Genomic DNA, 19,352 nt, shown 5'->3' with positions numbered 1-19,352 from the left:
TATCCATGGGATCTTCCACACAGAACACCCGCCCGGCATCGCCGCCGGCAGCGGCACAGGAGACGACGCGCGCGCCACAGGCCCTGCAGCGTCTGTGGCACGACGCCGGCATGCCCGACGAGGCGCTGGGATACGTCTCGCTGCCGGGCCGCGAACCTGCCTTGCCCTCGTCGTTCGCCGTGGGCACCGCGGCCCAGGCCAGTATCGCGGCCGCGGCGCTGGCAGCCGCCGAGATCTGGCATCTACGCGGAAGGCGGCGCCAGCGGGTCACGGTGGACATGCTGCACGCGGCGCAGGAATGCCGCAGCCACTTCAAGATCGGTGGCGTCGCGCCCGACATCTGGGACAAGATCAGCGGCCTCTATCGCTGTGGCGACGGCAACTGGGTGCGCATCCACGCGAATTTCGCGCATCACCGCGATGGCGCGCTGGCGCTGCTGGGCTGTCCCACGGGCGACGGCACGCCGCGCGCCGCCGTCGAGCAGGCTTTGCAGAAGTGGCGCTCGTTCGATTTCGAGCAGGCGGCGGCCGACGCGGGGCTGGTGGTGGCTGCCATGCGGGACTTCGACACGTGGGACGCGCACCCGCAGGCACAGGCCGTGGCCGCGCAGCCCGTGGTGTCCATCGAACGCATCGGCGAAGCCGATCCCCGGCCCTTGCCGTCGTATGGCGACCTGCTGCGGCCGCTGCAGGACCTGCGCATCATGGACCTGACGCGCATCATCGCCGGCCCGGTGTGCGGGCGCGCGCTCGCCGCGCATGGCGCGGACGTCATGCTGGTGAATTCACCCAATTTGCCCAACATCGAGAACATCGCCGACACCAGCCGCGGCAAGCTGTCGGTGCATGCCGATCTGGAGACCGCCGATGGCCGCATCGCGCTGGGCAACCTGCTGCGGCGCGCGCACGTGTTCGTGCAGGGCTATCGGCCGGGAGGCCTGGAGTCCCTGGGTTTCGGTCCGGAAGACGCCGCGCGCATCCGCCCGGGCATCGTCTACGTGTCGCTGTCGGCGTATGGACACGCCGGTCCCTGGGCGATGCGGCGCGGCTTCGACTCGCTGGTGCAGACCGCCACCGGTTTCAACCACGCCGAGGCGCAGGCCGCCGGACAGGAAGCGCCCAAGCCGCTGCCGGTGCAGTTGCTGGATCATGCATCGGGCTACCTGATGGCATTCGGGGCACTGGCCGCGCTGGCGCGCCAGGCCACCGAAGGCGGCAGCTGGCACGTGCGCGTATCGCTGGCTCGCACGGCCTTGTGGGTACGGGGGCTGGGCCGCGTGCCGGACGGCTTGGCGCGCGCCATGCCGTCGATCGATAATCTGGTCTACACCGAGCCCTCCGGCTTCGGCATGCTCGAGGCCGTGCGCCACAGCGCGCAGTTGTCCGAGACGCCGGCCCGCTGGGACCGGCCCTCCGAGCCGCCGGGCACGCACCCGCCGGTGTGGCCGTTCAATCGCTGATCCGTTCAACCCGCCATCCCGCTCAAGCAAGTCCATGTCCGCGACCATCTATCACAACCCCCGCTGCGGCACCTCGCGCACCGTCCTCCAGACGCTGCGCGATGCCGGCATCGAGCCCACCATCATCGAATACCTGAAGACCCCGCCATCGCGCCAGACGCTGGCGGGGCTGATCGAGCAATCCGGCTTGACCGTGCGCGAAGCGGTGCGGGCCAAGGAGCCTCTGTATCAGGAACTGGGCCTGGACGACGCCGCGGTACAGGACGACGCCTTGCTGGATGCGATGGTCGAGCATCCCATCCTGATCAACCGGCCCTTCGTGGTCACCGAGCGAGGCGCGCGGCTGTGCCGGCCCGCCGACGTGGTGCGCGAACTGCTGCCCTGAAGCGACGCCTCAGCCCGCCCGCGCCTTCCAGTCGCGCAGCGCTTTCAGCGTGTTGGCGACGTGCCGCTCGGGGTTCATGTCCGTGTATTCGTACAGGATCTTGCCGTCCGGCGCGATCACATACGAGATGCGCTGCGCCATGTCCGGGTTGCGCTGGTGCACCGCGTCGTAGCGGCGCATCACGCTGCGGTCGGCATCGGCGGCCACGGCGAACTTGCCGGCGCAATCGGCCAGCGAAAACTTCTTCAGCGTTTCCATGTTGTCGGCCGACACGCCGACCACCGTGGCGCCCAACGCCTTGTACTGATCGATGGCCTCGGCGAAGCTGCGGGCTTCCAGGCTGCAGCCCTGCGTGAAGGCTGCGGGATAGAAGTACAGCACCACGGGGCCCTTGGCCAGCGCCTCGCCGAGCTTGAACGTGAAGGCCTGCCCGCCCAGCGCCGCCTCCGCGGTGAAGTCGGGCGCCTGGCTGCCCGCCTGCAGCGCGGCATGGGCGGCGGCGGCCGCGCCCAGGGTGAGGGTGAAAACGACGGCGAGGACAGGGTGTTTCATGGCGGCTCCGGACGGCGGCTGGCGTATGCTGCCGTTATAGCCACAGTTCATGCCGCGGTCCAGCCCGCCGCGGCGCCCGGCCCGAAAGGCTGCGCCGGCGCCGGTACATCCGCTTACGCCGCGCGGTTGACGCCCCCGCCGGTTTCGCCGACGCTAACGGCATAGGCCTCATGGGAGGATCCGCCATGCATCACCTTCAATGTCGCGGCATGATCGCCGCAGGGCTGGCGCTGCTGGGAATGCTTGCCGCCGCGCAGGCCCACGCCCAGTCATCGGCCCAGCAGAACGGCCGCGTGTATTCGACCACCCCGCAACCGCCGGCCTACGCGGCTCCGCCTGGAGGCAACAGCGCCTTGCCGCCCATGCAGCCGCAGCCCGGCCAGCGCGGCGTCATCTCGATCCAGCCGGTCGTGCCCGTCGTGCCGGTGATGCCATCCGCGCCCAGCGCGCCGTCGCGCCCCAGCATGCCTTCGTCGCCGTCGTATGGCCTTCCGGCCGCGCGGCCAGGGTATGCGCCGGCGCCGCGGCCGCAGGCGCCCGTGCGTCCGTCGCCGTACGGATCATCGTATGGTCCGGTGTACGGACGCTGACCTCGGGGGCGCTGGCCGACATCGCGCGCGCCATGCAAACGGGGCCGCCTGAGCGACCCCGTGCAAAGCCCGCTGCCGGCACGAGGCCGGCGGCGCCGCGATCAGTTCCAGCGGCCCGACGTGCCGCCCAGGCTGAAGCGGCCGGCGCCCATGAAGGCCAGCGCCAGCGCCGAGAACAGGAACATGCCCTGCAGTTCGAGGGCCCAGCCCCCGGTATTCGTGGTGCTGGCGATCTGGCCCGAATGGGCGAGCATGATGGCCACGACCATGTTGATGGCGATGATGAGCCCGCCCAGGCGGGTGCAGATGCCGATGATGACCAGCAACGGAGCAAGGATCTCGCCCACGTACACGAAGTAGGCCAGGAAGCCGGGCAGTCCGTGCGAGGACAGCATGCCGGCGATGCCGCCGACGCCGGAGCTCAGCTTGGCCAGGCCATGCAGCAGGATCAGGATGCCCAGGCTCAGGCGCAGTATCAGTTTGCCGGTATCGTCGGATCTAACCATGAGAGTTCTCGCTGGAGTCGGTTGGGGAGGTCGCGCGGCACGATACGAAGCCGGCGTGGCGCGCCCGCCCGGCACGGTGGTTGGCACGGGCGCGCCATTATGGCAAATCCCGTGCGGCTGGTACAGCCTGTGGCGAGACGCCGGTGGAGCCGCCCATACATCCCGTTCAACCCATAACCTTCGAAGGAGTCTCCATGACAGTGATCGTGTCCCAGCCCATGCCGCGCTGCCTGATCCCGCCATATCTGCTGGACAGGCTGTCGCAGCGGGCGACGGGCCGCGCCGCCAGCGGCGCGGCGAATACGCTGCGCCTGGACGCCCGCCAGCATGGGCTGCGCGCTTCGTCGGTGGCGGTGCAGCCGGCCGAGACTGCCGCGGCCAGGCCGGCGGATGCGTCCGCGCGTCCCGAACGCCGTGTGCATGACGCCGGCAACGACACGGTGTTGCCCGGCAGGCTGGTGCGCGCCGAGGGCCAGCCGCCGCGCGCCGACGCGGCCGTGGACGAGGCCTATGACCACCTCGGCGCCGTGCATCGATACTTTCGCGACGTGCATGCGCGCGACTCCATCGACGGCCGAGGCCTGCCGCTGGTGGGCACGGTGCACTACGGGGAGGACTATGACAACGCCTTCTGGAACGGGGCGCAGATGGTGTTCGGCGATGGCGACGGACAGGTCTTCAATCGCTTCACCATCGCGCTGGACGTAGTCGCGCATGAGCTTTCCCATGGCGTGATCGACCATTCGGGCGGCCTGGTTTATCAAGGCCAGTCGGGCGCCTTGAACGAGTCGGTGTGCGACGTGTTCGGCTCGCTGGTCAAACAGTATGCGGCCAACCAGACCGCCGAACAGGCGGACTGGCTTGTCGGCGTGGGCCTCTTCACCACGGCGGTGAACGCGCGCGCGCTGCGCTCCATGGCCGAACCCGGCACGGCCTATGACGATCCGCTGATCGGACGCGACCCGCAGCCCGGCCATATGCGCGACTTCGTCCATACCGAAGAGGACAACGGCGGCGTGCACATTAATTCGGGCATTCCCAACCGCGCCTTCTACCTGGCCGCGCGCGCATTGGGCGGCCCGGCATGGCAAGGGGCGGGCCAGGTCTGGTATCGCGTACTGAGTGCGGGCCAGTTGCAGGCGCGCGCCGACTTCCGCATGTTCGCCGAATTGACCGTCGCGGCGGCCAGCGACGCGCGCGTACGCGAGGCGGTGCACCAGGCCTGGCGGGACGTAGGCGTGCTGCCATGATCGCGCTGCCGCCACTGGAACAGGCCACTCGCATACGGCTGCGACGCGAAGGCGGCATTGCCTATCTGGCCGCGCTCGCGCGGACGCGGGAGATCGATCTGCAGGCCTGCGACCCGCAGCGGCGCGACACGCTTTGCGCCGCATTGGCCGAAGCGGCCGCGCAGGCAGCGCCGGTGGCCGGGGGCGACCAGCGCTACTACCGCGTCGAGGTCATCTTCGAGGGCGCCGTGGAGATGGTCGCTTTCGAAGTCGCCGAGGCGCGCTTGCCCGACGCCCTGGCCGCATCATGGAAGGCGGGGCAGGGCAGGCCGGACTAGCGCGCCTCGCAGCCGAGGCGGCTACTTGACCAGCATCACAGGAACGGTGGCCGCGTGAATCACCTTGCGTGCCACCGACCCCATCAGCATGCCGGCCACTTCACCCAGGCCGCGCGTGCCCATGACGATGTAGTCGCAATGATGCTCTTTGGCGTACTCGGCGATCGTTTCACCGGCGTGGCCCGCGCGCACGGCCTCGGTATGCGGCACGGATGCCGAGCCCAGGGCGGCCTTGGCGCGCTGCAGCGGCTCGCGCGCCTCGTCCTCGTAGTAGGACTGCAGTTCCGATTTGTCGAGGAACATGCGCGCGTGTCCCGAGACCACCGGCGGCTGGACGTTGAGCAGGTGAATCTCGACGCCCTCGCCATTGGGCGTCAGCCGCAGGGCTTCTTGCAGCGCGCGGTGAGCGCATTCGGAACCATCGACGGGAACCAGGATCTTCGGCATGTCGGCCTCCTTGGGCAGTGAAACAAAGGGATAGTCGAAACGCGTAGTACATGCTTCAGGCTACCGGCTTTAGCACCACCTGACTAGAAGCTGAACAGATTTGCTGACGATTTTCCGCTTGCCGTTGCAAGCGTCGAAATGGCTCCCGCGCGCCGTCACCACCCCAGCGCATAGGCGGGCCGGCGCGGATCGGCGCCGCCCCAGCGGATGCCGGTTTCCACGTCGTGGCGCACCGCGCACATGGCGCCGGCGCGCCAGTTGCGGTCGCGCCACCACTTCACCGCGTGGCCCATGCCGGCCAGCGTGTCGCCCACCTGGCGGGGAATGAGGTCTTCGATCATCAGCCGTCCGGGCTGCATGGTGTGCGGCTCGAACGACGAAGGAAAACTGAAGGTCGCGAAGCGCGGCGCCTCGATGGCCTGCTGCAGGTCCATGCCGAACACCTCGACGTTGAGGAAGGTCTGCAGCATCGCCTGGCACTGCACGTCTCCGCCCGGCGTGCCGAACGGCATCACGTACTGTCCTGGCCGTACGGCCAGCGACGGGCTCGGCGTCAGGCGCGGCCGCCGTCCCGGCCCGATCGCGCAGGGGTGGCCCGCCTCGGCCCACGACTGGCTGCCGCGGCCCGATGCGCACAGGCCCGTGCCGGGGATGACGGGCGTGTTGTACGACCCGTCGCTGGGCGTGGCCGAAAACGCGTTGCCGTGGCGATCCACCACGGCCACGTACGAGGTATCCAGGCGCGGATCAGTGCGGGCCGAGTCGCCGTCCGAGGCTCGCCGCGCGGCGATGCTGCGCGCGTCGGGCAGGCTGCCGGGCGCGGGCATGTCCGGCCCCGCGCGCTGCATGTCGATCAGGGCCAGCCGTTGCCGGGCATACGCCATGGACAGCAGCTCGGCCTGCGGCACGCGGGTGTGGCGCGGATCGGCATAGTGGGCCTCGCGATCGGCGAAAGCCAGCTTGATCGCCTCGGTCAGCAGGTGCACATAGGCCGCGGAATTGTGGCCCAGCGCCTTCAGGTCGCAGCCGTGCACGGTGTTCAGCATCTGCAGCAGCGACGGCCCCTGGCACCAGAAGCCGCAGCTGTACACCTGCGTGCCGTGAAAGTCCGTGGCCAACGCCGGCTCGACCTCGACGGAGAAATCGCGCAGGTCTTCATGCGTGAGCAGGCCGCCTTCGGCGCGGTGATAGTCCACGATGGCGGCGGCGATGTCGTCGCGGTAGAACGCGCGCCGCGCCGCGTCCAGGCCCGCCGCGCGTCCTTGCCTGGCGTAGGCGCGTTCCTGGTCGGCCATGTATTGCAGGCTTGCCGCCAGGTCTGCCTGCAGGAACAGCGAGCCCGCCGCAGGCGGCTTGCCGTTGGGCAGATAGATGGCCGCATTCGATGGCCAGCGGCGGTAGTCCTCTTCGTGCTCGGCCAGCACCTCGGCCATCAGCGGGTACATCACGAAGCCGTCGCGCGCCAGCCGTATCGCGCTGGCCGCGACTTCGCCGAAGCTCATCGTGCCGAAGCGCTCCAGCGCGGTGATCCATGCGTCCGGCGCGGCCGGGATCACAGTGCGCAGAATGCCGGCGGGAATCGTGCCGCCGTGCCGTTCCAGGAAGGTCTCGAGGCGCGCGGCACGCGGCCAGTAGCCCAGGCCCGAGATGCTCCAGGTCTTGCCGGTCTGCGCATCATGGAACAGGCATGGCGCCACGCCTCCGAAGTTGACGATGTCGCTTTGCACCACACCCAGCGCGATGCCTGCCGCCACGCCCGCGTCGGCGGCATTGCCGCCCGCTTGCAGAACGTTCATGCCGGCCTGCGTGGCCAGGTAATGGCCCGCCGAGATCACGTGGTTCAAGCCGGCCAGCGTGGGACGCATCGCCAGTGGCGCGCTGCCGGCGGTCAGGTCGGGGGCATTGGGTGTAGCGGTCATGCATGTCTCCGATGTGGTGCGGGCGGTGTGGTTGGCCGCGGAATTACTGCGGCGTGACGCCCAGCTTGGTGGTGACCGCCTTCCAGCGGTCGTATTCGGCCCTTATGAATTGCTTGAATTCGGCGGGCGGCATGTTCTGCACCAGCACGTCGCGGTCTTCCAACGTGCGGCGCACTTCGGTGCCGGCCAGTGCCTTGCCGCTTGCCTGATAGAGCGCCTCCACGACGGCGGGCGGCGTGCCCTTGGGCACCAGCAGTCCATACCAGGAGCCGCCGACCAGATCGGGGAAGCCGCTTTCGACTGCGGTGGGAATCGCGGGCGCGCGCGCCAGCCGCTCTTTGCTGAAGATGGCCAAGGGCTTGAGCTTGCCGTTGCGGATCAGCGGCAGGGTAGTGCCCGGCGTATCGAGCGTGTATTGCACCTGTCCCGCGACGAGGTCGTTGATCAGCGCTGCGCTGCCCTTGTACGGAATGTGGATGGTGCGTATGCCGGCCTGCATGTTCAGCAGCTCCGAAAAGAAATAGTTGGCCGTGCTGACGCCGGGCGATGCATAGTTCACTTCACCAGGTCGCGCACGTGCATACGCTACCAGTTCTGGAAGCGTGTTGGGCTCGAACGCAGTGTTGGCCACAAGGATGAATGGGCCGCCGCCAATCAGCGTGACGGGCACCAGGTCCGTCATGGGATCGTAGTTGAGTCCCTTGATCGTGAGCGGCGCGCCGGTCAGCGGCGATGCGGTGGCGAACAGCACGGTGTAGCCGTCCGGTTCGGCGCGCACCACCTGTTGGGTCGCGATGGTGCCGCTGGCTCCGCCGCGGTTTTCCACGACCACCGACTGACCCAGCACCTTGCTCATCTCCTGGGCCAGCACACGCGCCACCGTATCGGTGCCGCCGCCGGGCGGATAGCCGACCAGCATGCGGATAGGCCGGTCAGGCCATTGGGCCGCATGCGCCGTCGCGCCGCCGGTCAGGGCAGCTGTCAGCGTGCATGTGGCCAGCAGCGTGCAGGCTCGCCGTCGCGCGGCGTCCGTGCTGGCGTTGGCCTGGCCGCCGTGCTGCAGGCTGGTTCGTCGAAGCTGCGATGTCTTTGCATGCATGATGGCTTCCCCCTGTGTGGCGCGGTGGAAAGTCGCCTCGGCTATGGTCCGAAGCGCGAGAAACGGAAAGGCTGCATGTCGAACGCCGGCGTGTCGCCGCGCACCATGCCTGCGATGGCCTCGCCGGCTGCCGGGCCGATGCCGAAGCCGTGCCCCGAAAAGCCCGAGGCCAGGTACAGGCCCTCGATGCCCGGCACGCGGTCCATCACCGGCAGCGCGTCCGGCGTGACGTCGATGTAGCCCGCCCACGAGTGCGCGATGCGCGCGCCCCGGAACACCGGGAACGCATCGACCAGGCGGCGCCAGGCCTGCGCCACGCCCGCGTGCGATGGCTGCGGATCGAGCACGCGGCAGCGTTCGAAGGGCGATGCGCCGTCATGGCCGAAGCGGCGCGGCGTGGCAAGCTCTTCGAAGAATCGCTTGCCGAAGCGCAGCTTGACGAAGGTATTGTTGGCCAGCCACGGGCCCATGAAATGGCGCGCCAGCCGGAAACTGTCGGGCACCAGGTCCGCCATCGAGGCGCCGAACTGCGACACCGTGTAGCCTCCGTCGGCGCGCTTGCGACAGGTGAAGTCCTTGCCATTGATGGTGGCCGCGAGTCCGGCGTCGAAGGCGTCGGTGCGCAGCACCGAGCCGCGCACCTTCAGCTGTGGAAATTCGGCGCCCAGGTTGCCGCAGAACAGGCGCGACCACGCGCCTGCCGCGACCACGACCGCCTGCGCGGCGACGCGGCCGCGCTCCGTGATCACGCCCGACACCCGGCCGGCCGAACGATCTATGCCCCGCACCGCGCAGTGCTCGAAAACATGGGCGCCGCGTGCACGGGCCAGCGCCGCGATGGCATGGGTGGCAAGCCCCGGCTCGGCGACGCCATCGGTGGCGCTGTACAGCGCGCCGGTCCAGCGGCGGCGCGACTCGGGCAGATGGCGCAGCGCGGCCATGCGATCGAGCAGCTGCGCGTCCACCCCGTATGCGCGTGCGCCATCCAGCCAGGTCTGCTGGCTGGCCGCATCTTCCGCGTTCTCCTGCAGATACAGGATGCCGGTGCGGCGAAAGCCCACGTCCGTCTGCGCCTGCAGTTCGTTCCACAGCTGGTTGGCGCGCACGGCCAGCGGCACCTCCGGCAGGTCGCGGTTCAGCGTGCGCACCCAGCCCCAGTTGCGCGACGACTGTTCGCAGGCCAGCGTGCCTTTCTCGAACAGGGCCACGCTGACGCCGGCCTGGGCGAGCGCGAGGGCGGTGCTGGCGCCGATGACGCCGCCGCCGATGATGGCGACGTCCACGGAGGAAGGCAGTGCGGTTTCTTGAGTCATATTGTTATCGCTATACGATAATTAAGTACGTATAACGATATTTATAGCCTGCGCCGCCGCCACGCGCCAGCCTCTTGTCCACGCCTGCGATGCGCGTGCCACGCGGCGATCAGACGCTGCGCCCGATGGCGCGCGCGGCCCGGATGGCCAGCGGCGCGAGTTCCTTGCGCGCGCGCTGCAGCGTCCAGCCCGGCTTCGGCACGGAGATGTTCACGGCGGCAATCGGCGCGCCGGACTCGTCCAGCACGGCGGCCGCCACATTGAGGTCGCCGCGGAAGAACTCTTCGTCGGCGTACGCATAGTGATCGGTGCGCGCCTGTTCGATCAGGCGGCGCAGCACGGCCGCATCCAGCGTGGTCTTGGGCGTGTAGCCCTGGGCGGGCAATGCATCCAGCCGCTGCTGCAGGACCTCGTCGGGCAGATAGGCCCACAGCGCGCGGCCCGACGCGGAGGCGAAGCTGGGGATGCGCGTGCCGGCCGGCAGGTACACCGGAATGTGGCGCGCCGGTGCGACGCGCATGACGAACACCATGTGGTCCTCATCGTCGGGCACCGACAGGTTGACGATCTCGCCGCATTCCTGGTTGAGCTGGTGCAGCACCGAGTGCGCGTGCTGGAAGAGGGGATGCCGGTACAGGTAGCTGTAGCCCAGGCCGACGGCCTTGACCGTGACGCTGTAGCGCTTGCTGCGCGCGTCTTTCTGCAGGTAGCCGGCCTGTTCGAGCGTGTGCGTGACGCGCTGCGCCGAGCCCATGGTGATGCCGTTGACCTGGGCCACCTCCTGCAGGCTCATGGAGGCATGAGCGCGGAACGATTCGAGCACGGCCAGACCTTTTTCCAGGGACTGGATCATCAGTGCGGACGGCTTCGACATGAAGGCTCCTGGTGAAAGACGATGTGGGCGTACTGCCCCGGAAATCGGTTGCCGCTGGCGGGAGGTTAGGGAAACCCGCACGTTGTCCGATCGGGGGCGACGCGCTATATATATCGATATACGGATTTAATTATCGCATATCGATAACGACGTCAGGAGAAAATATCGTGGGCAGTACCGCATCGGACCTACACCGGCGCGCGCTTGTCGTGGACGGGCTGGCGTTCTTCAGCGATGGCAGCACGCGCGACATGCTGGCCGGCGGCGTGAACGCCATCAACCTTACCGTGACCGACATGGGCTCGGACTTCGAACAGGCGCTCAAGGACGTCATGGCCTGGCGCCAGCGCGCCCTCGATCCGCAGTCCGGCTGGCTGCTGGTGGAACGCGCCGAGGACATCGCGCGCGCCAAGGCCGAGGGCAAGCTGGGCCTCATCATGGGCTGGCAGAACGGCAAGCCGCTGGGCGACGATCCCGGCCGCGTGGCGCTGTTCCACACGCTGGGCATGCGCGTCATCCAGCTTACCTACAACGAGGCCAACCTGCTGGGCGACGGCTGCCTGGAAACGCGCAACGCCGGCCTGTCGAAGCTGGGCGTCGAGATGGTGGCCGAGATGAACCGCGTGGGCATCGCCATCGATCTCAGCCATTGTGTCGAGCAGACCTGCCTGGACGCGGCGCGACACAGCACCAAGCCCGTGCTGCTGACGCATGCCAACGCCAACGCGGTCATCAAGCGTCCGCGCAACAAGTCCGACGAGGTGATACGCGCCGTGGCCGACACCGGCGGCGTGGTGGGCTGCAGCATCCACGCCTATCTGGCCTGGCGCGGCGATCCCAGGCAGCAGCCCACGCTGGAAGACTTCGCGGCCAACGTGAAGTACATCGGCGAACTGGTGGGCTATGAGCACGTGGGCATCGGCACCGACTTCGCGGCCGTCGACAGCTACGAAGCCGTGCGCCACGTCATGGTGATGTCGCGCACCAAGTACGCGGCCTCGGGCGGCGATGTGTCCAGCGTGTTTGGCGACGTCATGGAGACGCGCTATCCGGTGGAAACGCCGAACCCCGCGCACTTCGGGCAGCTGACCGCCGCGCTGGAGCGCGCCGGCCTGACCGAAACGCAGATCCTGGGCGTGCTGGGCGGCAACTTCCGGCGCGCCTTCGCCGACATCTGGTCCCACTGACGCGAGGACGCCATGAGTCTCATCCGCAAGCTCTGCGCCACGCTGGCGCTCACCCTGGCCGGGGTGCCGCTGGTCGCGCAGGCCGCCGCCTATCCGGAGCGCACCATCCGCATCGTGGTGCCTTACCAGGCAGGCGGCTCCACCGATATCGTGGTGCGCAAGTTCGCCGAACTGGCCGCGCCCGAGCTGGGCCAGTCCATCATCATCGAGAACCGCGGCGGGGCGGGCGCCACGCTGGGCGCGCGCGCCCTGACCACCGCCCAGCCGGACGGTTACACGCTGGCCATCCTGCCCAGCCCCGTGTTCCGCATGCCGCACATCCAGGACATGGGCTATGACCCGCGCAGCGACTTCACCTATGTGATGATGCTAAGCGGCTACACGCTGGGCGTGGCGGTGCCCGCGACCGCGCCCTACAAGACCTGGGCGGAATTCATCGCCTATGCCAAAGCCCATCCCGGCGACATCGCCTACGGCACGGCCAGCGTGGGCAGCGCGTCCAACGTGATGATGGAGCAGATCGCCACGCGCAACGGCGTGACCTGGAGGCACATTCCCTACAAGGGCGAATCGGACGTCATCCAGGGCATCATGGGCGGCCAGCTGCAGGCGTATGCCGGATCGACCACCGTGCTGCCCATGGTGCAGTCCGGCAAGATGCGCATGCTGGTCACCTGGGGCGAACGCCGCAGCGCGCAGTTCCCCGACGTGCCCACGCTGCATGAACTGGACGGCACGCCGCCGGCCTATGCGCCGTTCGGCATCGCCGCGCCCAAGGGCCTGCCCGAGCCCGTGCGGAACAAGCTGCACGACGTCTTCAAGCGTGTGGCCGAAACGCAGGCGTTCAAGAACGCGCTGACGCAATACGGCCAGGAGCTGGTGTACATGGACGGCGCGGCCTATGCCGAGTACGCCGCGCAGCAGTACGCGGCCGAGGCCGAGATCGTCAAAGCCCTGGGGCTGGCGAACAAGTAGCGGGACAGCGCGGACCGCGGGATGCCGGTCCGCGCGCTAATCCGCCATCAGGTTGCGCAGCGGTTCGCCCGCTGCCCAGCGGCGCAGGTTGTCCACGAACAGCCGGCGTACGCGCCCGGCATTGCCATCCGAAAACCCGGCGCTGTGCGGGGTGACGATCGTGTTGTCCAAGGTCCACAGCGGCGAATCGGGCGGCAGCGGCTCCTGCTGGAAGACGTCGAGGAAAGCGCCGGCCAGTCTGCCCGTCTTCAGCTGCTCGATGAGCGCGGTCTCGTCCACCACGTGCCCGCGCGCCACATTCACCAGCATGGCCCGCGCGGGCAGGGCATGCAGCGCCCGGCGGTCTATCAGTCCGCGCGTGATCGGCGTCAGCGGGCATGCCAGGATCAGCCAATCGGCATGGGGCAGCACGTCGCGCAGCCCGTCATAGGCGACGGTGCGGTGCGCGCCTTCCACCGGCGTGGCCGAGTGGCGCGCTACCGACAGCGTCATGTCCAGCATGCGCAGCATCAGGCCGATGCGCTGGGCGATGCCGCCCCAGCCCACGACCACCGCATGCTGGCCCGCCAGGTCGCGAGGCAGCAGGTCCTCCAGCAGGGGCAGCCATTCCCGACGCTGCTGGGCTCGCGCCAGCAGCGGCAGGCGGCGCGACAGCGACAGCACGCCGGCCAGCGCGGCCTGCGCCACCACCGCGTCGCTGGCCCCCTGCGAGGTGCTTACCGATACGCCGCGCGCATGCAGGTCCAGGTAGATCTGCCGGTCCGCGCCGGCCGAGTGCACGTGCACCCAGCGCAGGTTCGGCGCGTGCCGCATGGCCTCGTAGTACAGCGCGGTCTCGGGCGTGGTGACGAACTTGGTCGAACGTCCGGTGATGTCGCGCGACACGAAGGCCACGTCAGCGTGCGTGGCGGCGCCGCGTTCGGGATGGCACAGCACGCAGTGGGGCATGCCGGCCTCGGCCTGCAAGGCCTGGCGCAGCCGCGGCGCCTCGGCGGGAGAGCACAGCAGCCGGATGGGGTTACTGGGCGGGCGCATCGAATTTCTTCACGAGCACGGCCCATTTGTCGTACTCGCTCTTGATGAACTTGCCGAACTGTTCGGGCGAGCCGGCGACCGGCTCGGCGCCCTCGCGCAGCATCTGGTCGTGCAGCGCCGGGATGGCGGCGTTCACTTCGCGATTGATGCGCTCCACCACCTCGCGCGGCGTGCCCTTGGGCGCGAAGAAGCCGAACCACGAGCCCGCGTCGAATCCGGGATAGCCCGATTCGGCCACCGTGGGCAGCTCGGGCAGCGTGCTGGAGCGCTGCAGCGTACTGACCGCCAGCGGCCGCAGCTTGCCGGAACGGATGTGGCCGATCACGGAGGGTATGGTGGCGAACATGAAATCGATGCGTCCGGCCAGCAGGTCGTTGACCGCGTCCGCGCCCTTGTACGGGATGTGGGTGGCCTTCACGCCCAGTCGGTCCATCAGCATGTAGCTGGACAGATGGGACGACGTGCCCACGCCGGTGGAGCTGTAGTTCAGGTTGGGTCTCGTCTTCACGTATGCCAGGAAGCCCTTCATGTCCTGCACCGGAGAGGTGGGCGGAACCACCAGCACGTTTGGCACCGTGGCGATCTGCGCCATGGGCAGCAGGTCGGTCAACGGGTTGTACGACAGCTTGTTCAGCGAGGGATTGACCGCGATCGGGCCCACCGAGTTGACGATGAGCGTGTAGCCATCGGGATCGGCACGCACCACGAATTCCGTGCCGATGTTGCCGCCGGCGCCGGGCCGGTTCTCCACCACGAAGGGCTGCCCGAGCTTCTTGGACAGGATGTTGGTGACGCTGCGCGTGAGCGTGTCGGTGGTGCCGCCGGGCGAGAAGGCCACGACGACCTTGACGGGGCGGGAAGGATAGTCGGCCGCGAACGCGGGCGGGGCGGCACAGGCGGCCGCCAACACCGCGCCGGCAAGCCAGGCTTGGGCGATTCTCATGATGTCTCCTCTTCGGTTATGTGTCGTTCACTACCAGCAGCCGGCGTCTGAGCGCCGGTCGATGCATCGGGACGCCGCCTGGGGCGTCAGTCGCGGTAGCCGGGATCGATGCGATCCAGCTTGCGCAGCAGCGCCGGCCATTCCATCAGCCCATAGGGCCGGCGCGTGCCGCGCTGATAGTTGTTCCAGGTCGCCTCCAGCACGTCGGGCGGCACCGCCCGCAGCGGCGCGCCCGTGGCCATGGCCGCCAGCTGCGAGCGGCAGGCCAGTTCGAGCCGGTGCATCCAGTTGAAGGCCTCGCCCACCGTGCGGCCCACCGTCAGCGCGCCATGGTTGCGCAGCAGCAGCGCTTCGCCGTCTCCCAGGTCGCGCAGCAGCGACGCCTGCTCGGCGGTATCCAGCACCACGCCCTGGTAGTCGTGATAGCCGATCTTCAGGAATCGCATGGCGGTCTGCGTCATCGGCAGCAGGCCGCACTCCAGCGAGGCCACCGCCATCGACGCCCAGCTGTGGGTATGGATGACGCAGTCCACCTCGTGGCGAGCGCCATGGATGGCGCTGTGGATGACGTAGCCGGCCTTGTTGATGCCGTAGTCCAGGTCGCCGAAGTCCGGCTTGGCCAGGATCGTGCCGTCCAGGTCCACCTTGATGAGGCTGGACGCCGTGATCTCTTCGTACATCATGCCGTACGGGTTGATCAGGAACGCGTTGTCCTCGCCCGGCACGCGGGCCGAGATGTGGTTGGCCATCATGTCCGACAGGCCATACCACTCGACCAGCCGGTAACAGGCGGCCAGGTTCACGCGGGCGGTCCATTCCTGCTCGGAACAGCGCGAGCGCATGGACGAGATCTTCAGAGTGCCGGGGCTGGGTGTATCCGCCATCACATCACCATCCGAGAAGTGCCGGATGCCGCCGCACCACGCTGCGGCATCGATGCGAAGCACTCTAATGGCGGGCGGCCGGCGCGCCTACCCGGGCAACCGGCATGAGGGCCTCACGGATCGAGAAGGGTCGCGCCCGGCCAGCCCCCATGGCGAACCAGTCCGCGCATCACGTCCAGCAGCACCACGCGCGCCGCCAGCGCGGCCGGCGACAGCTCGTCGTCGTTCAGGCAGGCGACCATGTTGCGGCGGTACAGGAAGGGGTCGTCGATGGGATGCATGGTGAGCAGGCCCGGCTGCACCCGCGCCACCGCCGCGCCCGGCTGGATGGTGGCCATGGCGTTGGCCTGCACGATGTCCATCAGCGTGGTCATGCCGTCGACTTCGATGGCGATCCAGGGTTCCAGGCCGGCACGTTCAAAGGCTGCCTCCACCCAGGCGCGCAGGCCATGGGCCTTGCTGGTGACCGCCAGCGGCAGCGGCGCCAACTGCGCCACGCTGGCCGGTTCGCCGTCGGGCAGCCCGAACAGGCCGCGCCGCGCCAGCAGAAAGAGCTTCTCGTCCAGCACCGGGATGGCGCTGCGGCCCTGGTGGCCGCTGTCGTTCTGGAACAGCACGGCCAGGTCGAGGCTGCGCCCGTTCAGCAGGTCGCCCAGGTTGCCCGACAGGCCCTCCACCAGGTGCAGCCGCACGTTGGGATAGCGCTGCGCCATGGCGGCGTGGAAAGGCCGGGCCAGCACCGAGGCCGTGGTGGGCGCGAAGCCGATGCTGACCATGCCCGACAGCCGGGTCTCGCGCGCGGCGGCCACCGCCTGGTCGGCATGGCGCAGGGTCAGCCGCGCCTGGCGCAGAAAGGCCGTGCCCGCGGTCGTGGGCACCACGCCGGTGGGCGTGCGCGTCAGCAGCCGCGTGGCCAGTTCGCTTTCCAGGCGGCTGATCTGCTGGCTGAGCGCCGAGCCGACCACGCCCAGGTCGCGTGCGGCGCGGCCGATGCTGCCGAGCTCGGCAACGCGAACGAAATAGCGCAGCTGGCGTAGTTCCATGGCGGGATGGGTGGGGACGATTATGCGGATAGTAGCCGCATGGCGACCGCGCGCCGGCCCGCGGCGATCGCGTCGTCGCTCAGTCGGCCGCGGCCAGGCGCCTGGGATCGACCAGTCTGTCGAACTCCGGCCCGCTCAACAGGCCGAGCGAGATCGCGGCCTCGCGCGGCGTGATGCCGCGCTCCAGCGCCTCGCGCGTGATGCGTGCGACGCCGTCATAGCCCAGCACCGGGTTCAGCGCCGTCACGGCCAGCAGCGGATGCGACAGCTGTTGCGCCAGGCGCTCGGGTTCGGGTTCGATGCCGGCGACGAGCCGCGTGGCGAACAGTCGCGCCCCATCGGCCAAGAGCCGTATCGACTGCAGCACGTTGTGGATCAGCACGGGCTTGGCCACGTTCAGCTCGAAGCTGCCCGAGGCGCCGGCCAGCGTGACCACGGCATGATTGCCCGCCACCTGCATGCAGGCCTGCACCAGGGCTTCCGCGATGGTGGGATTGCGCTTGCCGGGCATGATGGAAGAGGTCAGCCCATCGTCCGGTATCCGTATCTCGCCCAGCCCGCTGTACGGCCCCGAGCCCATCCAGCGCAGGTCGTTCGCGATCTTCGTCAGCGACACGGCCACCACGCTCAGCTGTGCCGAGAGTTCGACCAGGGTGTCGTGCGCGGCCATGCCCTCGACTTTGCAGGCATGCGGCACGAAGGCCAGGCCGGTAAGCGCCGACAGCTCTACGCAGAACGCGGCGGCGAATCCCTCCGGCGCGTTCAGTCCCGTGCCGGCCGCGGTGCCGCCCTGCGGCAGCTGCAGCAGACGAGGCAGCGGCGTCCGCACCCTGGCAAGGCCGTGGCGCACCTGCACCGCGTAGCCTTCGAACGCACGGCCCAGCGTCGTGGGCACCGCGTCCATCAGGTGCGTGCGGGCGATCTTCAGCACGCCCGCGAACGCGGCGGCGCGCTCCTCCAGCGCGGCCTGCAACCGTTCCAGCGCGGGAGCCAGCCGGTCGCGCACCTCCAGCGCGGCCACCAGCTGCATCACGGTGGGAAAGCTGTCGTTGGACGACTGCGACGCGTTGACGTGGTCGTTGGGATGCACCGGACGGCGCGTGCCCAGCGGTTCGCCGGCCAGCTCGTTGGCGCGATTTGCGATGACCTCGTTCGCGTTCATGTTGGTCTGCGTGCCCGAGCCCGTCTGCCAGACGGGCAGGGGGAAGTGCGCATCGAAGCGTCCCGCGCGCAGTTCCTGCGCCGCGGCCTCGATCCATCGGCCCAGCTCGGGAGCCAGCGCGCCGCATCGCATGTTGGCGCGCGCCGCCGCCTGCTTGTGCAGCCCGAACGCGCGTGTCAAAGCTACGGGCAGGCGCTCGTCGCCCATGTCGAACAAGGCGAGGGCGCGCTGCGTCTGGGCGCCCCAGTAGCGGTCGGCGGGTATGGAAACCGGGCCGAATGCGTCGTGCTCGGTGCGATGCGCGTCCATGCGGTCAATCCAGCGAGATGTTGGCCTTGGCGGCGACTTCCTTCCAGCGCGCCACCTCGGACTCGGTATGGCGGCCCAGCGCCTGTCCCGTGTATTCTTCGGCGGGCAGCAGCTGGATGGCCTGTTCCGTCAGTTTCGAGGTGAAGGCCTGGTCCTTCATCGCGGCCAGGTAGGCCTGCTGCATGCGGTCCAGCGCGGCCTGCGGCGTGCCCTTGGGCGCGTAGATGCCATACCAGGTCGCGGCCTCGAAGCCGGGCAGGACCGTCTCGGCCAGCGTCGGCACGTCCTTCAGCTGGTCCACCCGCTTGGCCGAGGTAATGGCCAGCGCGTGCACCTTGGCCTGCGTGATCTGCGGCAGCGCGGTGTTGGTCTGGTCGAACATGCCGTCCGCGCGTCCGCCGATGACGTCGATCAGCGCGGGGCCCGCGCCCTTGTACGGCACCAGCGTCACCTTCATGCCGGCCGACGCGGCGAACAGCGCGCCGATCAGGTGCGACGTCGATCCCACGCCCGCGTTGGCGATGAAGAGCTTGTCGGGATTGGCCCGGCCATATTCCACCAGTTCGCGCACGTTCTTGACCGGGTGGTCGGCGCGCACCATCAGCACCATGGGGGTGTCGGGAAAGCGGAACACCGGCGCGAAGTCCTTCACCGGGTCATACGACAGCTTCTTGTACAGCGCGGGCGCGGCGCCCATGTAGCCCATGTGGCCCACCAGCATCGTGTAGCCGTCGGGGGTGGCGCGCGACGCCTTGGTCGTGCCCACGGTGCCGCCGGCGCCTGCCGCGTTCTCGATGATGATCGACTGCCCCAGTTCGCGCGAGACGCGCTCGGCGATCGTGCGCGCCAGGGCGTCGGTGGGGCCGCCCGCGGCGAACGGCACGATCCACGTCACTGCGCGGGTGGGGTAGTCCTGCGCGTGGGCGGGCAAGGTAGCTGTCAGTGCGGCTGTCAGCGTTGCGGCCAGTGCGGCGGCTCGCGCGGCGCCGGCCAGCGCCAGGCGGATATGGCGGTTCATGTGTAGTCTCCTCGGGTTGATGTCGTTGTTATCCAGGGTTGTGCCGGCCGGATTCAGCGGCCGGGATGCGGAAAGAAGGGGCGC

General features: G+C 68.9%; 20 protein-coding genes. 7 read left to right on the top strand and 13 right to left on the bottom strand.

What is annotated here, in order from left to right; genetic code table 11:
* Window positions 1-5 precede the first annotated feature (5 nt).
* Window positions 6-1,460, top strand: coding sequence for a CoA transferase (locus tag CAL15_RS07460; protein ID WP_086077995.1), 1,455 nt, complete (start codon window positions 6-8; stop codon window positions 1,458-1,460).
* A gap of 34 nt (window positions 1,461-1,494) precedes the next feature.
* Entirely contained in the window at window positions 1,495-1,845 is a 351-nt protein-coding gene (gene arsC / locus CAL15_RS07455) for an arsenate reductase (glutaredoxin) (protein ID WP_086077994.1), read from the top strand.
* A 9-nt stretch (window positions 1,846-1,854) separates the two neighbouring features.
* On the opposite strand, the gene CAL15_RS07450 is transcribed toward arsC, so the two are convergent.
* Window positions 1,855-2,397 carry a peroxiredoxin gene (locus tag CAL15_RS07450; protein ID WP_086077993.1) on the bottom strand — a complete coding sequence of 181 codons (543 nt, stop codon included), beginning with the start codon at window positions 2,395-2,397 and terminating at the stop codon, window positions 1,855-1,857.
* A 185-nt stretch (window positions 2,398-2,582) separates the two neighbouring features.
* Between CAL15_RS07450 and CAL15_RS07445 the strand changes: the two genes are divergently transcribed.
* A complete protein-coding gene (locus CAL15_RS07445; RefSeq protein ID WP_157666623.1) occupies window positions 2,583-2,987 on the top strand; it encodes a hypothetical protein in 405 nt (134 codons plus the stop codon).
* Between the two features lie 101 nt (window positions 2,988-3,088).
* Here CAL15_RS07445 and CAL15_RS07440 read toward each other — a convergent pair whose 3' ends face one another.
* Window positions 3,089-3,493 (bottom strand): DoxX family protein, encoded by a 405-nt coding sequence (locus CAL15_RS07440; RefSeq protein WP_086077991.1) that lies wholly within the window; start codon window positions 3,491-3,493, stop codon window positions 3,089-3,091.
* 194 nt (window positions 3,494-3,687) lie between these two features.
* Between CAL15_RS07440 and CAL15_RS07435 the strand changes: the two genes are divergently transcribed.
* Together CAL15_RS07435 and CAL15_RS07430 are read left to right on the top strand one after the other, a co-directional pair.
* A complete protein-coding gene (locus CAL15_RS07435) occupies window positions 3,688-4,743 on the top strand; it encodes a M4 family metallopeptidase (protein ID WP_086077990.1) in 1,056 nt (351 codons plus the stop codon).
* A complete protein-coding gene (locus tag CAL15_RS07430) occupies window positions 4,740-5,060 on the top strand; it encodes a protealysin inhibitor emfourin (protein WP_086077989.1) in 321 nt (106 codons plus the stop codon). The genes CAL15_RS07435 and CAL15_RS07430 overlap by 4 nt, the downstream gene beginning before the upstream one ends.
* 21 nt (window positions 5,061-5,081) lie before the next feature.
* Here the strand turns inward: CAL15_RS07430 and CAL15_RS07425 are convergent, their stop codons facing one another.
* The 5 genes from CAL15_RS07425 to CAL15_RS07405 all read right to left on the bottom strand — a co-directional run bounded on the left by CAL15_RS07425 (window position 5,082) and on the right by CAL15_RS07405 (window position 10,712).
* On the bottom strand, window positions 5,082-5,507 hold the full coding sequence (locus CAL15_RS07425) for a universal stress protein (protein ID WP_086077988.1): 426 nt from the start codon (window positions 5,505-5,507) through the stop codon (window positions 5,082-5,084).
* Window positions 5,508-5,662: 155 nt separating this feature from the next.
* Window positions 5,663-7,426 (bottom strand): gamma-glutamyltransferase family protein, encoded by a 1,764-nt coding sequence (locus CAL15_RS07420; RefSeq protein WP_086077987.1) that lies wholly within the window; start codon window positions 7,424-7,426, stop codon window positions 5,663-5,665.
* A gap of 43 nt (window positions 7,427-7,469) precedes the next feature.
* On the bottom strand, window positions 7,470-8,525 hold the full coding sequence (locus CAL15_RS07415; protein ID WP_086077986.1) for a Bug family tripartite tricarboxylate transporter substrate binding protein: 1,056 nt from the start codon (window positions 8,523-8,525) through the stop codon (window positions 7,470-7,472).
* A 41-nt stretch (window positions 8,526-8,566) separates the two neighbouring features.
* Window positions 8,567-9,838, bottom strand: a complete 1,272-nt coding sequence (locus tag CAL15_RS07410; protein ID WP_086077985.1) for an NAD(P)/FAD-dependent oxidoreductase — start codon at window positions 9,836-9,838, stop codon at window positions 8,567-8,569.
* Between the two features lie 109 nt (window positions 9,839-9,947).
* Window positions 9,948-10,712, bottom strand: coding sequence for an IclR family transcriptional regulator (locus tag CAL15_RS07405; protein WP_232468154.1), 765 nt, complete (start codon window positions 10,710-10,712; stop codon window positions 9,948-9,950).
* A 167-nt stretch (window positions 10,713-10,879) separates the two neighbouring features.
* On the opposite strand from CAL15_RS07405, the gene CAL15_RS07400 reads away from it, so the two are divergent.
* Together CAL15_RS07400 and CAL15_RS07395 are read left to right on the top strand one after the other, a co-directional pair.
* A complete protein-coding gene (locus tag CAL15_RS07400) occupies window positions 10,880-11,899 on the top strand; it encodes a dipeptidase (RefSeq protein ID WP_086077984.1) in 1,020 nt (339 codons plus the stop codon).
* Window positions 11,900-11,911: 12 nt separating this feature from the next.
* Window positions 11,912-12,874, top strand: a complete 963-nt coding sequence (locus CAL15_RS07395; protein WP_086077983.1) for a tripartite tricarboxylate transporter substrate binding protein — start codon at window positions 11,912-11,914, stop codon at window positions 12,872-12,874.
* Between the two features lie 36 nt (window positions 12,875-12,910).
* On the opposite strand, the gene CAL15_RS07390 is transcribed toward CAL15_RS07395, so the two are convergent.
* The 6 genes from CAL15_RS07390 to CAL15_RS07365 all read right to left on the bottom strand — a co-directional run bounded on the left by CAL15_RS07390 (window position 12,911) and on the right by CAL15_RS07365 (window position 19,268).
* Window positions 12,911-13,909 carry a D-2-hydroxyacid dehydrogenase gene (locus CAL15_RS07390; RefSeq protein WP_086077982.1) on the bottom strand — a complete coding sequence of 333 codons (999 nt, stop codon included), beginning with the start codon at window positions 13,907-13,909 and terminating at the stop codon, window positions 12,911-12,913.
* Window positions 13,893-14,852 (bottom strand): Bug family tripartite tricarboxylate transporter substrate binding protein, encoded by a 960-nt coding sequence (locus tag CAL15_RS07385; RefSeq protein WP_086077981.1) that lies wholly within the window; start codon window positions 14,850-14,852, stop codon window positions 13,893-13,895. The genes CAL15_RS07390 and CAL15_RS07385 overlap by 17 nt, the downstream gene beginning before the upstream one ends.
* An 86-nt stretch (window positions 14,853-14,938) precedes the next feature.
* The gene (locus CAL15_RS07380) at window positions 14,939-15,736 is read right to left on the bottom strand and encodes a class II aldolase/adducin family protein (protein ID WP_086077980.1); all 798 of its coding nucleotides are present in this window, start codon (window positions 15,734-15,736) and stop codon (window positions 14,939-14,941) included.
* Window positions 15,737-15,849: 113 nt separating this feature from the next.
* On the bottom strand, window positions 15,850-16,779 hold the full coding sequence (locus CAL15_RS07375; RefSeq protein ID WP_086077979.1) for a LysR family transcriptional regulator: 930 nt from the start codon (window positions 16,777-16,779) through the stop codon (window positions 15,850-15,852).
* Window positions 16,780-16,858: 79 nt separating this feature from the next.
* Window positions 16,859-18,250, bottom strand: coding sequence for a class II fumarate hydratase (locus CAL15_RS07370; protein WP_086077978.1), 1,392 nt, complete (start codon window positions 18,248-18,250; stop codon window positions 16,859-16,861).
* Between the two features lie 4 nt (window positions 18,251-18,254).
* Window positions 18,255-19,268 carry a tripartite tricarboxylate transporter substrate binding protein BugD gene (locus CAL15_RS07365; RefSeq protein ID WP_086077977.1) on the bottom strand — a complete coding sequence of 338 codons (1,014 nt, stop codon included), beginning with the start codon at window positions 19,266-19,268 and terminating at the stop codon, window positions 18,255-18,257.
* Between the last annotated feature and the right edge of the window lie 84 nt (window positions 19,269-19,352).

Source organism: Bordetella genomosp. 13 (assembly GCF_002119665.1).
In the GTDB taxonomy this organism is placed as follows: domain Bacteria; phylum Pseudomonadota; class Gammaproteobacteria; order Burkholderiales; family Burkholderiaceae_B; genus Bordetella.
The sequence above is the reverse complement of the archived record's forward strand: the minus strand, read 5'-3'. Positions and strand labels throughout refer to the sequence as shown.